The following is a 20493-nucleotide window of genomic DNA, read 5'->3' as shown; positions in this document are numbered from 1 at the left end:
CTTTTTTATGTCTTTGCATTGGGTGTTGCAAAAAGTTGCTCGCGCAACCAGGTATGTACAGGGTCGTTGTGGTGCCTCAAGTGCCAAATGGCGTACATCGGCATGGCAGGCGTCTCAAACGGGGCAGGCGCATCGGCCAGGCCATGCAACAAACCTTCGCGCAGCAGACCGGGCAGGGTGGTCAAGCGGTCAGTGCCGCGCACGAACGCCGCAATGCCCGCAAAACTGCTCAAGGTCACGGCAAAGTGGCGTTGCACGCCGCGTTTGAGCAGCAAATCGTCAATGTCCAACGCCCGTTTGGGTTGGTAGACCACGCTGACGTGCTCAGCGGCTTCATAGGCTTTGAGCGAGCGTGGCGCTTTGCGGACCTGAGGGTCATAAAACACGCGGTAGTTGTCGCTGAACAAGCGTTTGTGTTTGATGTCGGTGGCGTCAGGGGGGCGCGGGCTGATGACCAGTTGGCACTCTTCGTCACGCAACATGTCGGCGCTGGGAATGTCCGAGGCCAGTACCCGTAGCGTGACGTCTGGGGCCTGCGCACGCAAGCGGTTCAAGAGGCCAGGCAGCAGCAAGTCGCGTTGCATGTCGTTGGCGGCGATGGTGAAGCATTGCCGCAACCGGGCGGGCACAAAGCCCCCCGCATGGACGAAGCCTTGCATTTGCGTCAGCAGCCCTTGGGCTTGCTGCGCCAAGGCTTCGGCGCGCGCCGTGGGCACAATGCCGCGTCCCGATTTGACAAACAGGGCATCGCCCAGGATGGCGCGCAAGCGGTCGAGCTGATGGCTGACAGCCGACTGCGTGACGCCCAGCGTGCTGGCGGCGCGGGTGACCGAGCCTTGTTCGATGACGGTGCTCAAGAGCTTGAGCAAATGGCCATCCAAATCTAAATGATCGAATTTTTTCATGAAATAGATGAGCTTTACGCTGTTTATTTTATGAGTGAACCTCGCCACACTTCAACCTATCGCACCACTGCGTTGTTTGAGGAGACGACATGAGCACCCCCCTTGCCCCCATTCCAGGCACCACCTTGTTTGACGGCGAGCAAGCCCAAAAAGGCTATGCACTCAACAAGATGTGTTTTTCATTCAACAGCGCGGACAACCGCCATGCCTTCAAGGCCGACGAAGAGGCCTACATGCGCCACTACGGCTTGAATGCGCAACAAGCCGATGCCATTCGCACACGCAATGTGCTGGGCTTGATTGCTGCGGGTGGCAATGTGTACTACTTGGCCAAATTTGCCGGCATCTTGGGGCTGGATGTGCAAGACCTGGGCGCGGCACAAACCGGCATGAGCAAAGAAGAATTCAAAGCCAAGCTGCGTGCAGCGGCCAACCAATAACACGTAGGAGCACACACCATGGCACACATCGTTGGCGGTCTCGCCACTTCACACATTCCTTCCATTGGCAGCGCGATTGCCAAGGGCTTGCAGCAAGACCCGTACTGGAAACCATTCTTTGATGGTTTCCCCCCTATCCGTGAATGGTTGGGCAAAGCCAAGCCCGATGTGGCGGTGGTGTTTTACAACGACCATGGGTTGAACTTTTTCCTCGACAAAATGCCCACGTTTGCGGTGGGAGCAGCGGCGCAATACAACAACGCCGATGAAGGCTGGGGCATTCCCACCTTGCCACCGTTCAAAGGTGCGCCTGACTTGTCATGGCACATCATCAACCAATTGGTTGAGAAAGAGTTTGATGTGGTGACCTGCCAGGAAATGCTGGTGGATCACGCCTTCACGCTGCCTTTGAAGTTGTTTTGGCCAGACGATGTGTGCCCGGTGCTGACGGTGCCGATTTGCATCAACACCGTGCAGTTCCCACTGCCTTCGGCAAAGCGCTGCTACAAACTCGGCCAAACCGTGGGGGACGCCATTCGCAGTTGGGACAGCGATTTGAATGTGGTGGTGGTGGGCACCGGTGGCTTGAGCCATCAGCTCGATGGTGAGCGTGCCGGTCACATCAACAAAGCCTTTGATTTGGAGTTCATGCAAAGCTTGCAGAACAACCCTGAGTGGGCCACACAGTTCAGCATCCACGAGTTGGTGGAGAAGGCCGGCACCCAAGGCATTGAGCTGTTGAACTGGTTGGCCATGCGCGGTGCCTTGGGGCAAACCGTATCGACGGTGCATCAGAACTATCACATTCCAATTTCCAACACGGCGACGGGTGTGTTGGCGTTGCAGGCGGTGTGATACGTCGGGTATCACTTTTCAATAATTTCCACGAGATTTAAGTAGCTATTTTGTTTTTTAAACTAACTAAAATTAATACATAAATTATCAAAATATGAACTATGCTTTCCCGCAGGAGGGTTCGCATGGTGGCTTGGGGCAAACTAAATCAGAAGGGTGAAAGTCATTCGCTGATTTTTCATATGCTGGATGTCGCAGCTTGTTTTTATGCCGTTGCTCAGGTCAATTGCATCCGCCGTGCCATGGCGTCTGTAGCAGGTCGACAGCTATCCGATGTAGATGTGATGCGACTCGCTGCGCTGGCGTTCTTGCACGATGTGGGCAAGGCCAATGCAGGCTTTCAATCTAAGCGCTGGCGATCCACATCGCAACCAATACCACCGGGCTGGCCTGCCCCTGCTGGGCATACCAACGAAGCTCTGTACCTATTCAGCGAAGAAAATTTGCTCACCCAGTTGCCTGTGGATGAAATGGATGACTGGGGATCGGCATGCATGAGTCTGTGGCGAGCCTCCATCAGTCATCACGGACGTCCGGTAGAAGACTCGAGCTTGATTGATCGCAGAATTTGGCGTCCGGTTGTCTGTGACGGTCAAGTGCGTTACGACCCGCAGGCTACTTTGTGCGACATCGGGCAATGTTTGAAGAAATGGTTCGCTCCTGCATTTGATGCAGGCTCAACATTACCGGACAGTCCACAGTTCGCGCATTTGTTCGCAGGCTTGGTGCAGTTTGCCGATTGGCTGGGATCGGATACGCGTTTCTTCCCTTATGCCGAAGCAGGCGAAGACCGCAATCAATGGGTTTGGCAGTGCGCTTGCGAAGCAGTGCAAAAAATTGGTTTTGATCCCACACAGTGGCGACGTGTATTGCCCAGCACACCCAATTTTTCCGCGATTTTTAACGTACCGTCACCGCGACCTATTCAAGCCAAGATGGCGCAGCCAGGTTTAGGGCCATTGCTGATTTTGGAGTCCGAAACGGGTAGCGGAAAAACGGAAGCTGCCTTATGGCGCTTTGCGCAGCTTTTCCAAGCGGGCCAAGTGGATGGCTTGTACTTCGCATTACCCACCCGCGTAGCAGCAACCCAGCTATACAACCGCACGCTGCAATTCGCTGCCAACTTATGGCAAGACACAGGGCAGCCCCCCCCGTTGGTGGTGCGTGCACTGGCTGGCTATGAAAGCGCTGATGGACATAGCGTTGAAAAATTACCTGATTTCAAAGTGCTGTGGGCAGATCATCCAGCCGATCAAAAAGCCCACACCCGCTGGGCCGCTGAATCCAGTAAACGCTTTTTGGCTGCACCGTTGGCGGTGGGCACGATCGACCAAGCGCTGTTGGGTGCTTTGCAAGTTCGACACGCACACATGCGGCACAGTCTGCTGTCGCGAAGCCTTTTGGTGGTTGATGAGGTGCACGCCTCGGATGCCTACATGGCCACGCTGTTGGCGCATTTGCTCAAAGCGCATTTGAGCGCTGGTGGTCATGCGCTTTTGCTTTCTGCGACCTTGGGTTCTAGCGCTCGCCACCGTTATCAGCGGCTGATCTCACCTTCGGTGCCTATGCCTACATTGGCGGACGCCATGGCACAGCCTTATCCCGCACTCACCGATGGTGCTGCAATCAACGGATTGCCCGACTCTGGACGCAGCAAGCGTGTGCACTGGCAAGTCAACGACTGTATCGATAACGCTGAGGCCATTGCCACTTTGGCGATTGATGCAGCCAAGCAAGGAGCCAAAGTTCTGGTGATTCGCAACACAGTACCTACTGCATTGGCCACATTTCTCGCCATAGAAAACATGGCTCAGAAAAATGACTTGCAAGAAGTGCTGTTCAATATCAACGGCATCGCCACTGTGCATCACAGCCGCTACAGCCGTGAAGACCGTCCCAAGCTGGACGCAGCGGTAGAGCAACAGATCGGCAAGCACCGTACCAAACGCTTGCAAGCATGCATCGTCGTGGGAACGCAAACGTTGGAGCAAAGCTTAGACATTGACGCGGACTTGCTGATCACCGACTTGTGCCCCATGGACGTGCTATTGCAGCGCGTGGGCCGCTTGCACCGACATGAGAGAGCCCCTGAGGAGCGACCTGAAAGCTATAGACAAGCCAAAGCCGTGGTGCTGTTGCCTGCCGGTCACAGCTTAGAGGGGTGCCTCAAAAAATCACGCCATGGTTTGGGGCGATTTCACAACGGCGGGGGCATTTATACGGACTTGCGAATTCTTGAAGCAACGCGACGACTTATCAGTGGTGCAGACAGTCACCTTATTCCAAAAGATAACCGCGAATTGGTTGAGTGGGCGACGCATTCCGATGCACTGAGTGCAATCGAAGAAGAGCTAGGAGAGCCTTGGAAAGAGCACGGTCAGGCGGTGGATGGAAAGACTCAAGCAGAGCGTGTGATTGCCAAACTGAGTCAGTTGCAGTTCGAAAGTCCTTTTATTGACGAAGCAGGTAATGAACTTAGATTTTCGGATGCCGAGTTCAAAATTTCTAGCCGTCTCGGAGCTGCCGACTATCTCTTGACATTCGATCCAGCTATGCCTGGACCATTTGATCAGCCAGTGTGTCAGTTGCCTGTGCGTCACCACATGTGGCCTAAAGATGTGTCGCCTGATACCCAGCCGATGGTTCAAACCACTTGCCGCGAAGGCAGCTTCACTTTCACATTGGGCGCAGCCGCCTATCGCTACAGCCGCTTGGGGCTTGAGCGCATCACCGAACCCACGACCGGAGCAAATCCATGAATCTAAAAAACAGTGAGCCCAATGCTGAGCAAAAGCTGTTTGGCAATTTGCTTGATGAGCAAATCCTGCATTACCGACGAACCGATACGGGCAAGCGTATGGCAACCACATTGCCAGAGTTGTTCATAGCTATGGCCCAAGACCATGTGCGGGACTTTCCTGCGCTGCGCCCGCATCAACGTCACCCATGGCATGCTTTTTTGGTTCAGTTGGCCGCTATTGCCTTGCACCGATCCGGGCGCACAGAGCCTTTTGGTACAGCCTCGCAATGGCGTGCTGCATTACTGGCGCTTACGCCCGATGACCCGGATGGCGCTGCTTGGTGCCTGATCAGCCCGGTGAGTAGACCTGCTTTTATGCAAGCACCAGAACCTAGTGGAAGCATCAGTGACTGGAAGAACTCTCTTGTGGCCGCAGACGAGTTAGACATGCTGGTGACTTCAAAAAATCATGATTTGAAGGCTGCACGGATGTTGCGCTGTACACATGAAGAGTGGGTCTATGCCTTGGTTAGTTTGCAAACTCAAGAGGGTTTTTTAGGTTCAGGAAACTACGGTGTTTCTCGGATGAATGGCGGTTTTGCCAACAGGTGTGGTGTTGGCATCCATCCGAATGGGGGTTGGGGATCACGGTGGATACGAGACTTAGATGCTGTTTTTGGCTCTAGAGAAGTCGCAACAGAATCGTTTGGATTTTCAAGTGTTGACGGTCACGCGTTAGTGTGGATCATTCCATGGGATGGCGGAAATAGCTTGTCATTTGCAAGTCTTGACCCTTGGTATATCGAAATTTGCCGGCGTGTGAGATTGACTCAGGGTGATGGACTAAATGCTCACGTCATAGGTAGCAAAGTGGCTCGTATTGCGGCGAAAGAACTCAACGGTGTTACGGGCGATCCATGGATGCCCGTGGAAACTTCTGCTGCAAAGGCGTTGACCATCGGCGCTCGCGGCTTTGATTACAAATTGGCAACAGAGCTTTTGTTAGGCTCAAAGTACACCAAGTCCTTGGCACAGACTTGGTTGTCGACCGACGACACAGAAGGTGTTTGTTTGATCGCTCAAGGCGTGGCTCGTGGACAAGGAAAGACGGAGGGCTATCACGAAAGACGTATTCCTATTTCTAAGAAAGTACGACAGGCCTTGCTAACAAAGCACACGGATGACTTGGCAAAGTTGGCCGATGAACGTATAGCTGCAATTGGAGAGGTTCGAAAAATGCTTTGGGCTGCTTTAGCGGTCTTGTTTGGTAACGGTGCTAAAGATGACAGTGGTAAAGACAAAGAGGCTAACGATGCAGCCAAAGATCGCGCCAGTGCTTTCGCGCAGCCTTTCGAAGCCCTATGCGACGCACAGTTTTTCCCTGAACTGATGAGCGAAATCGAAGCAGATGATCGCGAAGCAGTACGCAATCAATGGCTTTTGGCTTTGGCCACGCGTGCAGAGCGAGTCTTGCAATCTGCTTTCGTTGCTGGCCCGCGCAACGGTCAACTTCGTTATCGCGCGCAATCCTCAGCACTTGGCCGCTTGCACTCAATGATGCGAGGTAACAAATTACCTGCTCTAGCCAACGCTCTGAAATTCAAAAAATCAAACCCACTCACACCATCTGACGAGGAGACCCATGAGCACACTTGAACTTTCAGAGCCTGATACAGAGCAAGCATTGCCTGCACCTGTAACTACTGCGGGCAATCCTATTGGCAAGCTCGCAGGCTTTATTGACCGCGCCGATCCGGGCACCCGCGCTGCGCTGGCGCGGCTAGACCCACAAGCCATGCGGCCTCATCAAATCGCCGCTTTGTCTCGGGCGTTGATTGAGGCAGGGTTGTCACCAGATACATGGCACACCACCACATGGAAGCGTTGGGCTTTGGTGGCGCACGGCATGGCGTTGGCAAGGCATGACAGTAAGGAACGTATTGGCATCCAACTGGCTAAGGCCGGGGTTGCCGAGGCGCGCGTCACTAAATTATTGGTTTCACGTGGCGATGCCTTCTTGCAAATCGTGCCGCGTTTATTGCGTTTATTGGCCAGCAAACAGGTCAAGCCTAACTGGTACGACCTGAGTCAGCTCATTCACAAGAACGACGCCAAGGAACCCGCACTTCAAGAGGACGCAGAAGCTCTGCGACTTCGCATTGCTGGTGATTACTTCAGCGCCATCGCGCGGTCCAAATAACTCAATTCCGAACTACTTCAACAAGGACATTCATCATGACAACGCTGCCCCGTTTCATCCAAATTCACACGCTGCACAACTACCCCGCAGCATTACTTAACCGCGACGATGCTGGTTTGGCCAAGCGCTTGCCTTATGGCAACGCCATTCGCACACGCATTTCTTCGCAGTGCCTGAAGCGTCACTGGCGCGTTGCAGATGATGTGTTTTCACTATCTAGTCTTGGCGTGCCTATGGCTATTCGCTCGCGTGAACTGCCCCGACAAATGCGCGACATGATGATTGCTCAAGGTATGACCGAAGCGTTGGCACAGGCCGCAGTCGAAGGTATGCGCAATGCAGGATTTTTGGATAAAGCAGGTAAGAGTCCACAAGGTGAAGATGCGTTAAGCACAGGGCAAGCCGTTTTACTTGGCAAAGCTGAACGCGACTACCTAATTGCCAAGTGTGTTGCTCTCGGTCAAGAACACACTGAGATCAAAGCCTTGAAAGAAGCTGTTGCTGCGTGGTTGAAAGAAAAAGACGAGAAGAAAAATATCGAAGCTATGAAACTGGGTAGCGGCTTGGAGTCTGCTTTGTTTGGCCGCATGGTCACGTCTGATGTGTTGACCAGCCGCGATGCCGCTGTGTATGTGGCTCATGCTTTCACCGTTCATGAAGCTCAGGTAGAAAACGACTACTTCACTGTTGTCGATGATTTGCTGCGAGAGTCGGGTGAGCTTGGCTCTGCTGGCATCTTTGACACTGAGTTGGCCTCTGGGCTTTATTACGGATACGTGGTGGTGGATGTGCCGCAGTTGGTGGCCAACCTAGAAGGCGTGAAGATAGAAGACTGCTTCAAGGTCAGTGCAGATCAGCGTGAATTGGCTGCTAAGGTTGTGCACCATTTGTTGCATTTGATTGCCACGGTCAGCCCTGGTGCTAAACGTGGCAGTACTGCACCGTTCGAATGGGCCAAGCTGATGCTGGTGGAGGCGGGTGATTGGCAGCCTCGCAGTTTGGCGGGCGCATTTCAAAATGCATTGAACACTGATGGCGACAAGATTCGCGAGCGTGCAGTCGGTCAATTGGCTGACGAGTTGCAACGACTTGATGCTGCCTATGGCGCACCCAGCGAACGCCGCTTTCTGAGTGTTGATGATTGCCAAGTTCCTGGAGCAGAGCGTTTGCCGTTGGCTAACTTGACGCAGTGGGTGCAAGACCGCATTGTGAGCGGCGCTGTGCAAGGGGTCTGAGATGGCTCGGCATTTGTTGATTCGGTTGCGAGCGCCTTTGATTGCGTTTGGTGGCGAGACGATAGACAACTACGGCGTCATCCGTGACTTTCCTGCCTTGTCTATGGTGACTGGTTTATTTGGTAATGCCCTGGGCTGGGACCGTAGCGATGACGTCAAACACAACCGCTTGCAAGAGCGGATGGTGATGGGTGCAAGGCTTGATGCAGGTGGGCAACGCTTGGTGGATTTTCAGACTGCGCAGCTTCAGGCCAACGACAAGGGCTGGACGACAAGAGGTTTGGTTGAAGAACGGGCTGGTGGGGCTGGTACTTACACAGGACCACACCTGCGTTACCGCCACTACCACGCAGACATGAACGTATTGGTTGCCTTGCGCCTCCAGTCTGCCGATGAATCGCCGACCTTGGACGAGTTGGCTGCTGCGCTCGATAAGCCTGCACGGCCATTGTTTGTTGGGCGCAAGAATTGTTTGCCCACAGACCGCTTGATGGCGGGTTGGGTTGAGGCTGACAATATGTTGAGTGCATTGCAATTGGCAGAGCCCGCTTTGCTAGGCGATGTTCGTGCGCAATGGCCAGACGGCGAAGGCCACCTACTGGGCCAACAAGATCGAAGCTTGGACGTGTGCGATGAACGTAACTGGACCAGCGGCGTCCACGGTGGCTGGCGTCCTGTGCGTGAGGGGCTGTTGCGTTTCGCACTTCTTAGCCCCGCTCACCAGGAGGTTGTATGAGTCAAGACCTTCATTTGATTCACTTGCGCCCTAACTTAAACCGTCTAGTGCCTTGGGCTCAACGGCAAGGCTTGGTCCCAGATCGGGGGCAGGGTGATTTGGGATACGCATTCCATGCGGCACTCAAGGCGGCATTTGGTGAATCGGCTCCTAAGCCTTTTAGCTACCGTACTGGTCAGGGCCTGCTGGCCTACACCGCGAAGGCTGAAGCCATGCGTTCAGCTGTAACCATGGCTACCCCCGAAGTGGCTGACATGCTGGGCCTTGATGTAAAAGCACAATCTCCCGGCTTACTCATTCGTCCATTCCCGCAAAGCTGGAAGGTCGGGCAGTTGCTGTCGTTTGAGGTACGCGTGCGCCCCGTGGTCCGCAAAGATGACAAAGAGTTGGATGCATTTTTGTCAGCAGCTCAACGCATGCCCGATGCCGTTTTGTCGCGTGAGGCGGTATATGCCGATTGGCTCAAGAGACAGTTTCAAAACGCCACTGATTTGCATGAAGTTCGTATGACCGAGTTCAGTCTTAGCACGGTAGTGCGTCGCGCTGCTCCCCACGCCAAGGGCAATCGCCCCAAGCGGCCAGTGCAAGGTCCTGCCGCCGTATTCACGGGGGTGCTGCAAGTTCGTGACAGTGATGCATTTGCGGCACTTATCTCGCGGGGCATTGGTCGACACCGTGCCTTTGGGTTTGGCATGCTATTGCTTAAACCCGCCGCCGCAACCTAGGACTGACGATGCTTAAAGGGCGCTTAGGTCTTGAAACAGCGCGGGTGCCGCATGCCGATAGACATGGCCTGATCTGGCTAGAGCGTGGCGAGTTGTGCGTGGTCAATGGTTGCTTGCACTTTGCACGCAATAAGGACACGTTGACGCCCACGTTTGACCAGATTCCACATCAAGCCGTGTCGATGATCTTGTTGGGACCGGGTAGCAGTGTCACGCACGATGCTTTGCGACTATTGGCAAGGCACGGCACCCTAATGGCGGCTGTTGGTATGGATGGCGTGCGCAGTTACACCGCACCACCCATGATGCCGGATAGGTCAGACATTGCTCGAAGGCAAGCAGAGTTGTGGGGTAATCCAAGACGGCGTATCAGTGTGGCCCGCCACATGTATGCGCTGCGTCTTGGTGAAGTTTTGCCGCACCGCGACTTAGACACATTGCGCGGCATTGAGGGCAGCCGAGTCAAAGCAACTTACCGACTAATGGCTGAAAGGTTTGGCATTGACTGGAAGGGGCGGCACTTTGATCGGGCCAACCCGGAAGCAGACGATCTGCCCAATCAAGCGATCAACCATGCCGCCACAGCCGTGCAAGCTGCAGCGGCTATTGCTGTGCAAGCGGTGGCTGCGATTCCACAACTTGGTTTTATTCACGAAGACTCAGGACAAGCCTTTGTGCTGGATATCGCAGACTTGTATCGTGACCACATCACACTAACGATTGCGTTTTCGGCAGTTAATCAAAGCGAGAAATCTGGCGAACTGATGGATCGAGTGGTTCGGCGTGAAGCAGCGCGGGTCTTTCGCAAGGAGTCGGTCATTCCATCAATGATTGATCGGATCAAACAAGTACTACGCATGGACGAGGTAGCTCATGGCTCTGGTAACGATAGTGACTCGTGATGTGACAGATCGCTTTCGTGGGTTTTTGGCGTCTGTGATGTTAGAGGTGGCTCCCTGCACTTATGTCAGTCCGCGCATGAGCAAAGGTGTGCGAGAACGAGTGTGGAGTGTGATGACTCAGTGGCATGGTGTTGAGCCACGGGGGAGCATTGTCATGATCTGGCGAGAAAGAGAAGCCACTGGTGGTGTGGGGCTTGCTCATTTAGGGACGCCAGTCAAAACATTGTTTGAATTGGATGGCATGTGGATTGCCCGTGCTGGGGTTTAGGCCCAACTGCTCTTTAAAAACTGAATCGAAATAGTGAAATTTATTTCTGGATCAATGACTTGCGATCTAGAGGTTCCCCCGCGCACGCGGGGATAGGCCCGGATATAGGCAGACTCTGCATTGTCTGCAAAGGGTTCCCCCGCGCACGCGGGGATAGGCCCGTCGTGATTACCGAAGACGATGCAGGAAATAAGGTTCCCCCGCGCACGCGGGGATAGGCCCGCGCCCTTATGGTGCAGGCCCGCACCATGGAGGGTTCCCCCGCGCACGCGGGGATAGGCCCGTAGACCGTGCGCTCATTCGCCCATACCTGGGGGTTCCCCCGCGCACGCGGGGATAGGCCCTCCTTGAGGGGAAACCCCTAGCATTCACGAGAGGTTCCCCCGCGCACGCGGGGATAGGCCCCTTTGCGGGCATGCCAACCACCACCCGAGATTGGTTCCCCCGCGCACGCGGGGATAGGCCCTTCACCGACATCACCTACGAGGTGGTGGCCCCGGTTCCCCCGCGCACGCGGGGATAGGCCCTGGCAGTCAGCCTTTTGCGCTACCGCGATATGGGTTCCCCCGCGCACGCGGGGATAGGCCCTGCCGCCACGCCTGAATATCGGTCTGCGCACTGGTTCCCCCGCGCACGCGGGGATAGGCCCCCAAACTAACACCGCACAGTGGCCCACACGCTGGTTCCCCCGCGCACGCGGGGATAGGCCCACGGCGCGTCCTGATTGATCGATTGACCTGATGGTTCCCCCGCGCACGCGGGGATAGGCCCCACTGATTTGTAAATGCTCAACGTGTTATCAGGGTTCCCCCGCGCACGCGGGGATAGGCCGTCGGCACACCTCGCTTGAGCGGTACCGCTCACGGTTCCCCCGCGCACGCGGGGATAGGCCCCTCTGGCAAGAGGCCGAGGCTGGCACCAGCGAGGTTCCCCCGCGCACGCGGGGATAGGCCCGTGTTCACTGTCAGCGGGGGTGGCAATTGACAGGTTCCCCCGCGCACGCGGGGATAGGCCCCTACACTGTGGATACCAGCCAGACAGTGGCGTGGTTCCCCCGCGCACGCGGGGATAGGCCCTGATGTTTATGACGTTGATATGCCTGATAAGGGGTTCCCCCGCGCACGCGGGGATAGGCCCTATGACTTTGCGGCGCAAGGTCAATTTGGAGCGGTTCCCCCGCGCACGCGGGGATAGGCCCGGCACCGTGTCGCTTTTCCCGGTGGACGTGGTGGTTCCCCCGCGCACGCGGGGATAGGCCCACGGCTTGGGCGTCGTACACCGTCAAAGCCAAGGTTCCCCCGCGCACGCGGGGATAGGCCCAGACGAGCCGCTAGAAAAGCCGAGACGAGACCGGTTCCCCCGCGCACGCGGGGATAGGCCCAGCCGTGAGCCTCGGCATGATGGCAATGGGAAGGTTCCCCCGCGCACGCGGGGATAGGCCCTACTTGTTTGCGACGAACAACGCAACTACCCTGGTTCCCCCGCGCACGCGGGGATAGGCCCTTGAGAAAGCGATTGACAGACATGCCCGGCGCGGTTCCCCCGCGCACGCGGGGATAGGCCGCGGGCGAAGGCCTAGCTTCAGCATGAAGGTAGGGTTCCCCCGCGCACGCGGGGATAGGCCCTTTCGGTCATGCGCTGAAATGACTGCGCGACAGGTTCCCCCGCGCACGCGGGGATAGGCCCGAGCTGCTGGACCCGCTGATCGACATGACGTTGGTTCCCCCGCGCACGCGGGGATAGGCCCCATGTGGCGGGATGTTGCAAACTTGCGCGTCAGGTTCCCCCGCGCACGCGGGGATAGGCCCCTTGAATTAGTTCGAGCTGAATTGATCAAAGCGGTTCCCCCGCGCACGCGGGGATAGGCCCTTGATGGCGTCTAAGTCGCGGCTCCTCAAATAGGTTCCCCCGCGCACGCGGGGATAGGCCCGGGTAAAGCGTTTTGCGAGAAAAGAGGATGGCGGTTCCCCCGCGCACGCGGGGATAGGCCCCAGATGTCTGGCCAGCGCGCGACGAGAGGCACGGTTCCCCCGCGCACGCGGGGATAGGCCCTTCAAAGGTGAAGGCGGCGTGGACGGCATTGTGGTTCCCCCGCGCACGCGGGGATAGGCCCGTCCAGCCCTCCACCGTATAGCGTATGCCTAGGGTTCCCCCGCGCACGCGGGGATAGGCCCTACACCAACGCGATCAAAACACAAGACATGGTAGTTCCCCCACGCACGCGGGGATAAGCACGCTGACATCGCGCGCTGATATTTATAAGAGGTCGATTCAGAGTTGTTAGAAGCGGATCAGACACTTGATGGTTCAAGATAGAGCCTTTGTGGTGATGACCACCAAGTAGCGCTGCATCAATTAAAAACCCCCGCAAGCGTTGGCCGCTTACGGGGGTTATGTGGGGTCCCAACGCATGGTTGGGAGGCTCAGGCTTAGATGGTGTCGATGAAGCTGCGCAGTTTGTCGCTGCGGCTGGGGTGCTTGAGTTTGCGCAAAGCCTTGGCTTCGATTTGACGGATGCGTTCGCGCGTGACGTCAAACTGCTTGCCCACTTCTTCCAGCGTGTGGTCGCTGGTCATCTCGATGCCGAAACGCATGCGCAGCACTTTGGCTTCGCGTGGGGTGAGGCCGTCCAAGATGTCTTTGACCACATCGCGCAAGCCCGCTTGCATGGCGGCTTCGATGGGGGCGGTGTTGACGCTGTCTTCGATGAAGTCGCCCAAGTGGCTGTCGTCATCGTCGCCGATGGGGGTTTCCATCGAGATCGGCTCTTTGGCGATCTTCATGATCTTGCGGATCTTGTCTTCTGGAATTTCCATCTTCTCAGCCAAGACGCTGGCATCAGGCTCAAAGCCAAACTCTTGCAAGTGTTGGCGGCTGATGCGGTTCATCTTGTTGATGGTCTCGATCATGTGGACCGGGATGCGGATGGTGCGCGCCTGGTCAGCAATGGAACGGGTGATGGCCTGACGGATCCACCAAGTGGCGTAGGTGGAGAACTTGTAACCACGGCGGTATTCAAACTTGTCGACGGCCTTCATCAAGCCGATGTTGCCTTCTTGGATCAAGTCGAGGAACTGCAAGCCACGGTTGGTGTACTTTTTGGCGATCGAGATCACGAGGCGCAAGTTGGCCTCGATCATTTCTTTCTTGGCGTTGCGCGAGTTACGCTCGCCTTCGTTCATGCGTTTGTTGATGTCTTTCAGTCGTTCCAGGGGCACGACCACGCGCGACTGCAAGTCCATCAATTTTTGTTGCAGTTCTTGAATCGGTGGAATGTTGCGGCCCATGGTGGCTGACCAAGGCTTGCCCGCAGCGGCTTGTTTTTCGACCCACTTCAAGTTGAGCAGGTTGGGTGGGAAGTCTTTGACGAAGGTGGCTTGTGGCATGCCACATTTGTCCACGATGATGCGGCGCAGTTCGCGTTCTTTTTTACGCACTTCGTCGACTTGGCCACGCACCATTTCGCACAGTTTTTCAATGGTCTTGGCGGTGAAGCGGATGGTCATCAGCTCCAAGGTCAGGGCCGTTTGTGCTTTTTCGTAGGCGGGTGTGCCATAGCCTTCTTTGTCGTAGATCTTGCGCAGTTTTTCAAACAGCGAGGACATGCGGTCAAAGTGTTCCAAGGCTTGGTTCTTGAGTTCTTCAAGCTTCTTGGTCAGGGCTTTGGAGCCGCCTTTGCCATCGTCGTCGTCGGCTTCATCGAACTCGTCAAAGTCTTCTTCGGCCACATAGTCGTCGGCTTCGTTGAGGTTGTTGAAGCCGTCCACCACGGTGGAGATCACCACCTTGTTTTCACGGATGTCGTTGGCCATTTCCAAAATGGCTGCGATGGTGGCTGGTGAACCGCTGATGGCTTGCATCATGTCCATCAAGCCGCCTTCGATGCGCTTGGCAATTTCAATTTCGCCTTCGCGCGTCAACAACTCCACCGTGCCCATTTCGCGCATGTACATGCGCACGGGATCGGTGGTGCGCCCGAATTCGCTGTCCACGGTGGACAGGGCGGCTTCGGCTTCTTCTTCGGCTTCTTCTTCGGTGGCTGCGGTGGGGGTGTTGTTGTTGAGCAGCAGGGTTTCTGCGTCAGGGGTGTGTTCGTACACCGCCACGCCCATGTCGTTCAACATGGAGATCACAACTTCCAGGGTTTCGGCATCGACCAACTTGTCGGGCAAGTGGTCGGAGATTTCGCCATGGGTCAGGTAGCCGCGTGTTTTGCCCAGCTTGATCAGGGTTTTCAGGCGCTGACGGCGTTTTTGCATGTCTTCTTCAGACAGCACGGTCTCGTCAAGACCAAACTCTTTCATCAAGGCGCGTTCTTTGGCCTTGCTGATTTTCATGCGCAGGGGTTTGACCTTTTCGGTCGTTGCCACTTCTTCGACTTCGAGGTCAGCCTCGATGTCGCTCATGTCTTCGTCGAGCACAGACTTACCGGCTTTGGCTTTGCCTGTTTTTTTGGCGGCAGCTTTGGGTGCTTTGCCTTCTACGGCAGCTGCTTTCTTTTTCGGTTCTTCGACTTTGGCCTTGGGTGCTTTGGGGATGGATTTGACGACGACGGGTTTGGCGTCAGCTTTGGCTTTGGATGCGGGCACTGGTTTGGCTTTCGTGGCAGGCTGAGTTGCTGTTTTGGCAGCAGATTTCGCAACGGGTTTTGTGGTGCTCTGGGTAACTGCCTTGGCGGCGGCTTTGACGGCAGGTTTCGCCGCAGTTTTGACGACAGGTTTGGCTGTCGTTTTGGCTGCTGGTTTGGCTACCGTTTTGGCCACTTTGGGGGCAGGCTTCTTGGACTTGTGGTCAGCGGGCATGGAAACTCCTAGACATCAAAGAAACAAATACACAGCACCACGCAACCCGGTGCAGGTAAAAAATGGGGGCAGTGGGTTTCAAAGGCAAGGGGGATGGGCGAACATTTGGTATGCAGTCCTTGCGGTAATTTGGCGAGTCGTGCGCTGTGTGTCACGTTTGGCCGGTCCGGAGGTGTTGCTGTCGCTCTTGCCGAGAAAGTTGGATTATACCCAACGAGCGGGGGGATGCCGCGCCAACAGGCGCTTTGTCTCTTAAGTTTCTTGTGAGGCGAGTTGCGCTGATTCGAGTTGGCGGCGACGCATTTGCAGGCTGCGGTAGCGCTGTAGGGCGGTCGGATCGTCTTTGGCGGCTGCAATTGCTTCGGTTTCTTGCGCTTTGAGGCTCTCAATCAGCATGCGGTTGAGCATGCCGCGCAGTTCCATCTGCGCTTCATGGGCCAAAGCTTCGGGCGTGGGGGCATCTTTGGGCAAGTTGCCATCTTCATCAAGCACAGGGGTGAAGGCGGTGGCCATGACTCGCACGGCCAAGTCTTCAGACTCGTGCCCGCGCAAGCCTTCGCGCAAGGCTCCCCAGGGTTGGCTGCCGTGTTCATGGTGTTGGTGGTCGAGCCACGCAAACAAGGGGCCATGGGGCGGAGCGAGGTCGCACAGCAGGTTGTGGTCTTCGCTGGAGAGGTCTTCCCAGATGGACATGTCGGACAGCAACACCCGTGCCGCGTGGTCAGCGCGACCCGCTGGAATTTGACGTGTGTTGCTGCGCCTCCAGCTTTGCGGAGCGCGTTCGCGCGGGCGGTAGTCTTTGGATTTTTGAAAGCTACCAGAGCGTGCAGCGGGTGCAGCCACTGGGGTTGGCAGCCAAAGCTCTTGCAGCTCGTGGGTACCCAGGTCGGCCAAGCTGGCAATTTCGCCCAGCAACTGTCGTTTGAGTGCGCCCTCAGGCAGCGCCATCCACAGGGGCTTGGCATTGCTGGCCATGTGGGCGCGGCCCTCCGCCGTGTGCAGGTCGCAGCCTTCGCGTGCCACCTCAATCAAAAAGCGGCTCAGCGGCATGGCTTCGGTCACGCAGTGGGCAAAGCCCTCTTTGCCGAATTCGCGGATGTAGCTGTCGGGGTCGTGCTCTGCCGGCAGGAACAAAAACTTCACACTGCGCACGTCGCTGGCGTAGGGCAGGGCGCCGTCCAGGGCTTTGCGTGCGGCACGCCGTCCGGCACTGTCGCCATCAAAGCTGAAGACCACCGCATCGGTGAAGCGAAAGAGTTTTTGCACATGGTCCGCGGTACACGCGGTGCCCAGTGTGGCCACGGCATTGGGAAAGCCCAGCTGGGCCAGGGCCACCACGTCCATGTAGCCTTCGGTCACCAACACATAGCCTGCATCGCGTAAGGCATGACGGGCTTCAAACAGGCCGTAGAGTTCGCGGCCTTTGCTGAACACGGGGGTTTCGGGCGAGTTGAGGTACTTGGGGGTGCCTTCGCCCAGCACTCGACCGCCAAAACCAATGCATTCACCTTTGACGTTGCGAATCGGGAACATCACGCGATCCCGGAAACGGTCATAACGTTTCTCGTCTTGGCCGTCTTCTTGGTTCACGATGACTAGGCCACTTTCGGCCAGCAGCGGGTCTTGGTAATCGGGGAACACACTGGCCAAGCTGCGCCAGCCTTCGGGGGCATAGCCGAGGCCAAATTGTTTGGCGATTTCGCCGCTCAGGCCGCGCCCTTTGAGGTATTCCACGGCTTTGGGCGACGACTTGAGGTGCTTGCGATAGGCTTCGCCCGCCTTTTCCAGCACGTCGGTGAGCGTGGCTTGTTTCTCGCGCTGTTGGGCGGCGCGCTCGCGGTCTTGGGGCGAAATGTCTTCTTCGGGCACTTGCAGACCCACGCCTTGGGCCAGGTCTTTGACGGCTTCGACAAAGTTCATGCCGGCGTGCTCCATCAAGAAGCCAATCGCGTTGCCGTTTTTGCCACAGCCAAAGCAGTGGAAGAACTGTTTGGCTGGACTGACCGAGAAAGAGGGCGATTTCTCGCCGTGGAAGGGGCACAAACCCATGAAGTTGGCGCCGCCCTTTTTCAGCTGCACATAGCGGCCGACCACCTCGACCACGTCAACGCGTGCGAGAAGTTCTTGGATGAAGGATTGTGGAATGGCCATGTGAAAAAAGGGTGAAGCCTGATTTTAGGCTCCACCCTTTGCATGGACTTGTTGACGTTACTTCGGTGCCAAGCGGATGGCGCCGTCCAAACGGATCACTTCCCCGTTGAGCATGTCGTTTTCAAAAATATGCAGCGCCAGTTTGGCGTAGTCCTGAGGGGTGCCCAAGCGCGACGGGAAGGGCACGCCAGCTGCCAGCGCGTCTTGTACTTCCTGGGGCATGCCAAACAACATAGGGGTGCCAAAGATGCCGGGTGCGATGGTCATGTTGCGAATGCCGTTGCGGGCCAGGTCGCGTGCGATGGGCAAGGTCATACCCACCACGCCGCCCTTGGACGCGCTGTAAGCCGCTTGGCCAATTTGCCCGTCATAGGCAGCGACCGAGGCGGTGGAGATCAACACACCGCGCTCCCCAGTGGCTTCGGGCTCGTTGTGGCACATGGCCTCGGCGGCTAAACGAATCATGTTGAAGCTGCCCACCAAGTTGACCATGATGGTTTTTGTGTAGACGCTCAAACTGTGCGCGCCGTTTTTGCCCACGGTTTTCTCCGCAGGTGCAATGCCTGCGCAGTTGACCAGGCCCATCAGCTTGCCCATGGACACGGCTTTGGCCACCACGGCCTGGCCGTCGGCTTCACTGCTGACATCGCATTTGACAAACGCACCACCTATGTCTTGGGCCACGGCTTCTCCCTTGTCGCTTTGCATGTCGGCGATGACCACTTTGCCGCCACGTGCCGCCAAAGCGCGTGCTGTGCCTTCGCCCAAGCCCGATGCGCCGCCTGTGACGATGAATACTTTGCCGTTGATGTCCATGAGTGATCTCCTGCTTAAAGGGTTGATGTTTGATGATTGACGTTTACGTTAACGTCAATTATCAGCCAAGTGCGGCATCCGGGACAATCGGCCACTCTTTGCATGCAACTGAAACGTTTGATGGCTTCTTTGTTTACTTTTTCCCACGCACTTTTCCCTGCTTTGCGCCGCAGCATGTGCGCGCTGTGCGTGTTGGCTCTAGCGGCTTGCACCACCTCTGGACCCGTGGCGCCGGTGGGGGACTCTCAGGGCGGAGCCAGTGCTCCGTCGGTGGAGGCACCAGCGCCCAAACGTCCTCCGCGCTTGGGGTTGGCATTGGGTGGGGGCGCTGCACGAGGGTTTGCCCATGTGGGGGTGTTGCAAGTGTTGGAAGAGGCGGGCATCAAGGCTGATTTGGTGGTGGGGACGTCGGCGGGCAGTGTGGTGGCTGCTTTGTATGCGAGCGGCAAAACGGGCGCACAGATGCAGACGGTGGCCGAGACGATGGAGGAGGCGACCATCACCGACTGGACCGTGCCCTTGCTTGGCCGCGGCATGATGCGCGGCGATGCACTGGCGCGCTATGTCAACGCCCAAACCGGTGGGCGACGGATTGAAGATTTCAAAATGCCGCTGGGCATCGTGGCGACCGATCTGCACTCGGGGCAGGGGGTGTTGTTTCAGCGTGGCGACGTGGGCACTGCGGTGCGTGCGTCGAGCTCGGTGCCGTCGGTGTTTGAGCCGGTGCGCATCGGTACCCGCGAGTATGTCGATGGTGGTTTGGTATCACCCGTGCCGGTGCGTTATGCGCGCCAGATGGGGGCCGAGTATGTCTTGGCCGTGGATATTTCAAGTGCGCCAGAAAGCGGCAAAACCGGCGATATTTTTCAAATCTTGTTACAGACCTTCACCATCATGGGCAAGAGCATCAATGCCTTTGAACTGCGTGAGGCCGATTTGGTGGTGCGCCCCGCTTTGGCCAATGTGGGCAGCGCCGAATTCAGCGCCCGCAGGCGTTCGATTGAAGCTGGACGAGCTGCCATGTTGCAGGCGCTGCCCAAACTGCGTGCCGCATTGGCCATGCCATAAAAAAAGGGGCCCGCCTTGCGGCGAGCCCTTGAAGGGATCCCTGCACCCGATGGTGACGAAAGGATCCGAGGAGACAATCGTTGACGAATTAACGCTTTTTGGTAGCGGTTTTCGTGGCTTTCACAGCCGTGTCGGTGACGGCTTGCAGATTGGTTTCAGCCAGGTCAGTGGCTTGTTTGACAACTTTTTGAACCGATTCCACAGCGTTGTTGCTGGCGGTCACGGCTTGCTTGAAGAAGGCCACGGCTGACTCAGAGCCAGCAGGTGCGTTTTTCAAAGCAGCGTCGATGTAACCCAACACAGCTTGTTGACCTTCTGTGGCTTTGGCTTCAATGGCCTTGCTCAGGTCAGCGCTTGTGCTGGAGGCGATGTCATAAATGTGGCGGCTGTAAGCAGCAGATTTTTCAGCCAAGGGCTGGATCAAACCAGCTTGCAGGGCCAACAGCTCTTGCGCGTCTTTCACGCTCAACACGGCTTTGGCGTGGTCAGCAGATTCAGACATGGCGGCGCGAGCAGCGGTCAGGTTGAGTTCAACCAGTTTTTCCACGCCAGCGAAGGCTTGGTTGGTCAGGCTGAACAGGTTGTTCAGGTTAGCTTTGTTGGTGGCGATGACTTGTTCAGCATTCAGCATGGGGTGACTCCAGAGGGTT

At 56.6% G+C, this 20493-nt stretch carries 16 protein-coding genes and 1 CRISPR repeat array; of the genes, 11 read left to right on the top strand and 5 right to left on the bottom strand.

Going from position 1 to position 20493, the window contains the following annotated elements; all coding sequences use genetic code 11:
• Window positions 1-5: 5 nt before the first annotated feature.
• Window positions 6-905 (bottom strand): LysR family transcriptional regulator, encoded by a 900-nt coding sequence (locus B9Z41_RS09450; protein WP_100146815.1) that lies wholly within the window; start codon window positions 903-905, stop codon window positions 6-8.
• Window positions 906-994: 89 nt separating this feature from the next.
• Here B9Z41_RS09450 and B9Z41_RS09445 point away from each other — a divergent pair, with 89 nt between their 5' ends.
• The 10 genes from B9Z41_RS09445 to cas2e all read left to right on the top strand — a co-directional run bounded on the left by B9Z41_RS09445 (window position 995) and on the right by cas2e (window position 11006).
• Window positions 995-1345 (top strand): protocatechuate 4,5-dioxygenase subunit alpha, encoded by a 351-nt coding sequence (locus B9Z41_RS09445; RefSeq protein WP_100146814.1) that lies wholly within the window; start codon window positions 995-997, stop codon window positions 1343-1345.
• Between the two features lie 18 nt (window positions 1346-1363).
• Window positions 1364-2200 (top strand): class III extradiol dioxygenase family protein, encoded by an 837-nt coding sequence (locus B9Z41_RS09440; protein WP_100146813.1) that lies wholly within the window; start codon window positions 1364-1366, stop codon window positions 2198-2200.
• A 101-nt stretch (window positions 2201-2301) separates the two neighbouring features.
• Entirely contained in the window at window positions 2302-4959 is a 2658-nt protein-coding gene (locus B9Z41_RS09435; protein WP_100146812.1) for a CRISPR-associated helicase/endonuclease Cas3, read from the top strand.
• A complete protein-coding gene (locus B9Z41_RS09430; protein WP_100146811.1) occupies window positions 4956-6596 on the top strand; it encodes a type I-E CRISPR-associated protein Cse1/CasA in 1641 nt (546 codons plus the stop codon). The genes B9Z41_RS09435 and B9Z41_RS09430 overlap by 4 nt, the downstream gene beginning before the upstream one ends.
• A complete protein-coding gene (gene casB, locus B9Z41_RS09425; protein ID WP_100146810.1) occupies window positions 6583-7140 on the top strand; it encodes a type I-E CRISPR-associated protein Cse2/CasB in 558 nt (185 codons plus the stop codon). Before B9Z41_RS09430 ends, casB begins: the two co-directional genes overlap by 14 nt.
• A gap of 35 nt (window positions 7141-7175) precedes the next feature.
• Window positions 7176-8375 (top strand): type I-E CRISPR-associated protein Cas7/Cse4/CasC, encoded by a 1200-nt coding sequence (gene cas7e / locus B9Z41_RS09420; protein ID WP_100146809.1) that lies wholly within the window; start codon window positions 7176-7178, stop codon window positions 8373-8375.
• A gap of 1 nt (window position 8376) precedes the next feature.
• Complete coding sequence (gene cas5e, locus B9Z41_RS09415; protein WP_100146808.1) at window positions 8377-9111, top strand: type I-E CRISPR-associated protein Cas5/CasD; 735 nt, start codon at window positions 8377-8379, stop codon at window positions 9109-9111.
• The gene (cas6e, locus tag B9Z41_RS09410; RefSeq protein ID WP_100146807.1) at window positions 9108-9836 is read left to right on the top strand and encodes a type I-E CRISPR-associated protein Cas6/Cse3/CasE; all 729 of its coding nucleotides are present in this window, start codon (window positions 9108-9110) and stop codon (window positions 9834-9836) included. The genes cas5e and cas6e overlap by 4 nt, the downstream gene beginning before the upstream one ends.
• Window positions 9837-9844: 8 nt before the next feature.
• On the top strand, window positions 9845-10738 hold the full coding sequence (cas1e, locus tag B9Z41_RS09405; RefSeq protein ID WP_100146806.1) for a type I-E CRISPR-associated endonuclease Cas1e: 894 nt from the start codon (window positions 9845-9847) through the stop codon (window positions 10736-10738).
• Window positions 10710-11006 (top strand): type I-E CRISPR-associated endoribonuclease Cas2e, encoded by a 297-nt coding sequence (gene cas2e, locus B9Z41_RS09400; RefSeq protein WP_100146805.1) that lies wholly within the window; start codon window positions 10710-10712, stop codon window positions 11004-11006. Before cas1e ends, cas2e begins: the two co-directional genes overlap by 29 nt.
• A 71-nt stretch (window positions 11007-11077) precedes the next feature.
• Window positions 11078-13241: direct repeats of the CRISPR family, unit length 29 nt; unit sequence GGTTCCCCCGCGCACGCGGGGATAGGCCC.
• 194 nt (window positions 13242-13435) lie between these two features.
• Here the strand turns inward: cas2e and rpoD are convergent.
• The 3 genes from rpoD to B9Z41_RS09385 form a co-directional block, all read right to left on the bottom strand.
• On the bottom strand, window positions 13436-15808 hold the full coding sequence (gene rpoD, locus B9Z41_RS09395) for an RNA polymerase sigma factor RpoD (protein ID WP_100146804.1): 2373 nt from the start codon (window positions 15806-15808) through the stop codon (window positions 13436-13438).
• Window positions 15809-16060: 252 nt separating this feature from the next.
• On the bottom strand, window positions 16061-17959 hold the full coding sequence (gene dnaG / locus B9Z41_RS09390) for a DNA primase (RefSeq protein WP_100146803.1): 1899 nt from the start codon (window positions 17957-17959) through the stop codon (window positions 16061-16063).
• 57 nt (window positions 17960-18016) lie between these two features.
• The gene (locus tag B9Z41_RS09385; RefSeq protein WP_100146802.1) at window positions 18017-18775 is read right to left on the bottom strand and encodes a 3-hydroxyacyl-CoA dehydrogenase; all 759 of its coding nucleotides are present in this window, start codon (window positions 18773-18775) and stop codon (window positions 18017-18019) included.
• A 174-nt stretch (window positions 18776-18949) separates the two neighbouring features.
• On the opposite strand from B9Z41_RS09385, the gene B9Z41_RS09380 reads away from it, so the two are divergent.
• On the top strand, window positions 18950-19843 hold the full coding sequence (locus B9Z41_RS09380) for a patatin-like phospholipase family protein (RefSeq protein ID WP_100146893.1): 894 nt from the start codon (window positions 18950-18952) through the stop codon (window positions 19841-19843).
• A gap of 88 nt (window positions 19844-19931) precedes the next feature.
• On the opposite strand, the gene B9Z41_RS09375 is transcribed toward B9Z41_RS09380, so the two are convergent.
• Complete coding sequence (locus B9Z41_RS09375; RefSeq protein WP_100146801.1) at window positions 19932-20474, bottom strand: phasin family protein; 543 nt, start codon at window positions 20472-20474, stop codon at window positions 19932-19934.
• Window positions 20475-20493 lie beyond the last annotated feature (19 nt).

This window comes from Limnohabitans sp. JirII-31 (assembly GCF_002778315.1).
Lineage (GTDB): Bacteria > Pseudomonadota > Gammaproteobacteria > Burkholderiales > Burkholderiaceae_C > Limnohabitans.
The sequence above is the reverse complement of the archived record's forward strand: the minus strand, read 5'-3'. Positions and strand labels throughout refer to the sequence as shown.

Bases quoted from the DNA above. Each gene is read 5' to 3' on its own strand.
- B9Z41_RS09450 (WP_100146815.1), bottom strand. From the start codon at position 905: ATGAAAAAATTCGATCATTTAGATTTGGATGGCCATTTGCTCAAGCTC.
- B9Z41_RS09445 (WP_100146814.1), top strand. From the start codon at position 995: ATGAGCACCCCCCTTGCCCCCATTCCAGGCACCACCTTGTTTGACGGC.
- B9Z41_RS09440 (WP_100146813.1), top strand. From the start codon at position 1,364: ATGGCACACATCGTTGGCGGTCTCGCCACTTCACACATTCCTTCCATT.
- B9Z41_RS09435 (WP_100146812.1), top strand. From the start codon at position 2,302: ATGCTTTCCCGCAGGAGGGTTCGCATGGTGGCTTGGGGCAAACTAAAT.
- B9Z41_RS09430 (WP_100146811.1), top strand. From the start codon at position 4,956: ATGAATCTAAAAAACAGTGAGCCCAATGCTGAGCAAAAGCTGTTTGGC.
- casB (WP_100146810.1), top strand. From the start codon at position 6,583: ATGAGCACACTTGAACTTTCAGAGCCTGATACAGAGCAAGCATTGCCT.
- cas7e (WP_100146809.1), top strand. From the start codon at position 7,176: ATGACAACGCTGCCCCGTTTCATCCAAATTCACACGCTGCACAACTAC.
- cas5e (WP_100146808.1), top strand. From the start codon at position 8,377: ATGGCTCGGCATTTGTTGATTCGGTTGCGAGCGCCTTTGATTGCGTTT.
- cas6e (WP_100146807.1), top strand. From the start codon at position 9,108: ATGAGTCAAGACCTTCATTTGATTCACTTGCGCCCTAACTTAAACCGT.
- cas1e (WP_100146806.1), top strand. From the start codon at position 9,845: ATGCTTAAAGGGCGCTTAGGTCTTGAAACAGCGCGGGTGCCGCATGCC.
- cas2e (WP_100146805.1), top strand. From the start codon at position 10,710: ATGGCTCTGGTAACGATAGTGACTCGTGATGTGACAGATCGCTTTCGT.
- rpoD (WP_100146804.1), bottom strand. From the start codon at position 15,808: ATGCCCGCTGACCACAAGTCCAAGAAGCCTGCCCCCAAAGTGGCCAAA.
- dnaG (WP_100146803.1), bottom strand. From the start codon at position 17,959: ATGGCCATTCCACAATCCTTCATCCAAGAACTTCTCGCACGCGTTGAC.
- B9Z41_RS09385 (WP_100146802.1), bottom strand. From the start codon at position 18,775: ATGGACATCAACGGCAAAGTATTCATCGTCACAGGCGGCGCATCGGGC.
- B9Z41_RS09380 (WP_100146893.1), top strand. From the start codon at position 18,950: ATGTGCGCGCTGTGCGTGTTGGCTCTAGCGGCTTGCACCACCTCTGGA.
- B9Z41_RS09375 (WP_100146801.1), bottom strand. From the start codon at position 20,474: ATGCTGAATGCTGAACAAGTCATCGCCACCAACAAAGCTAACCTGAAC.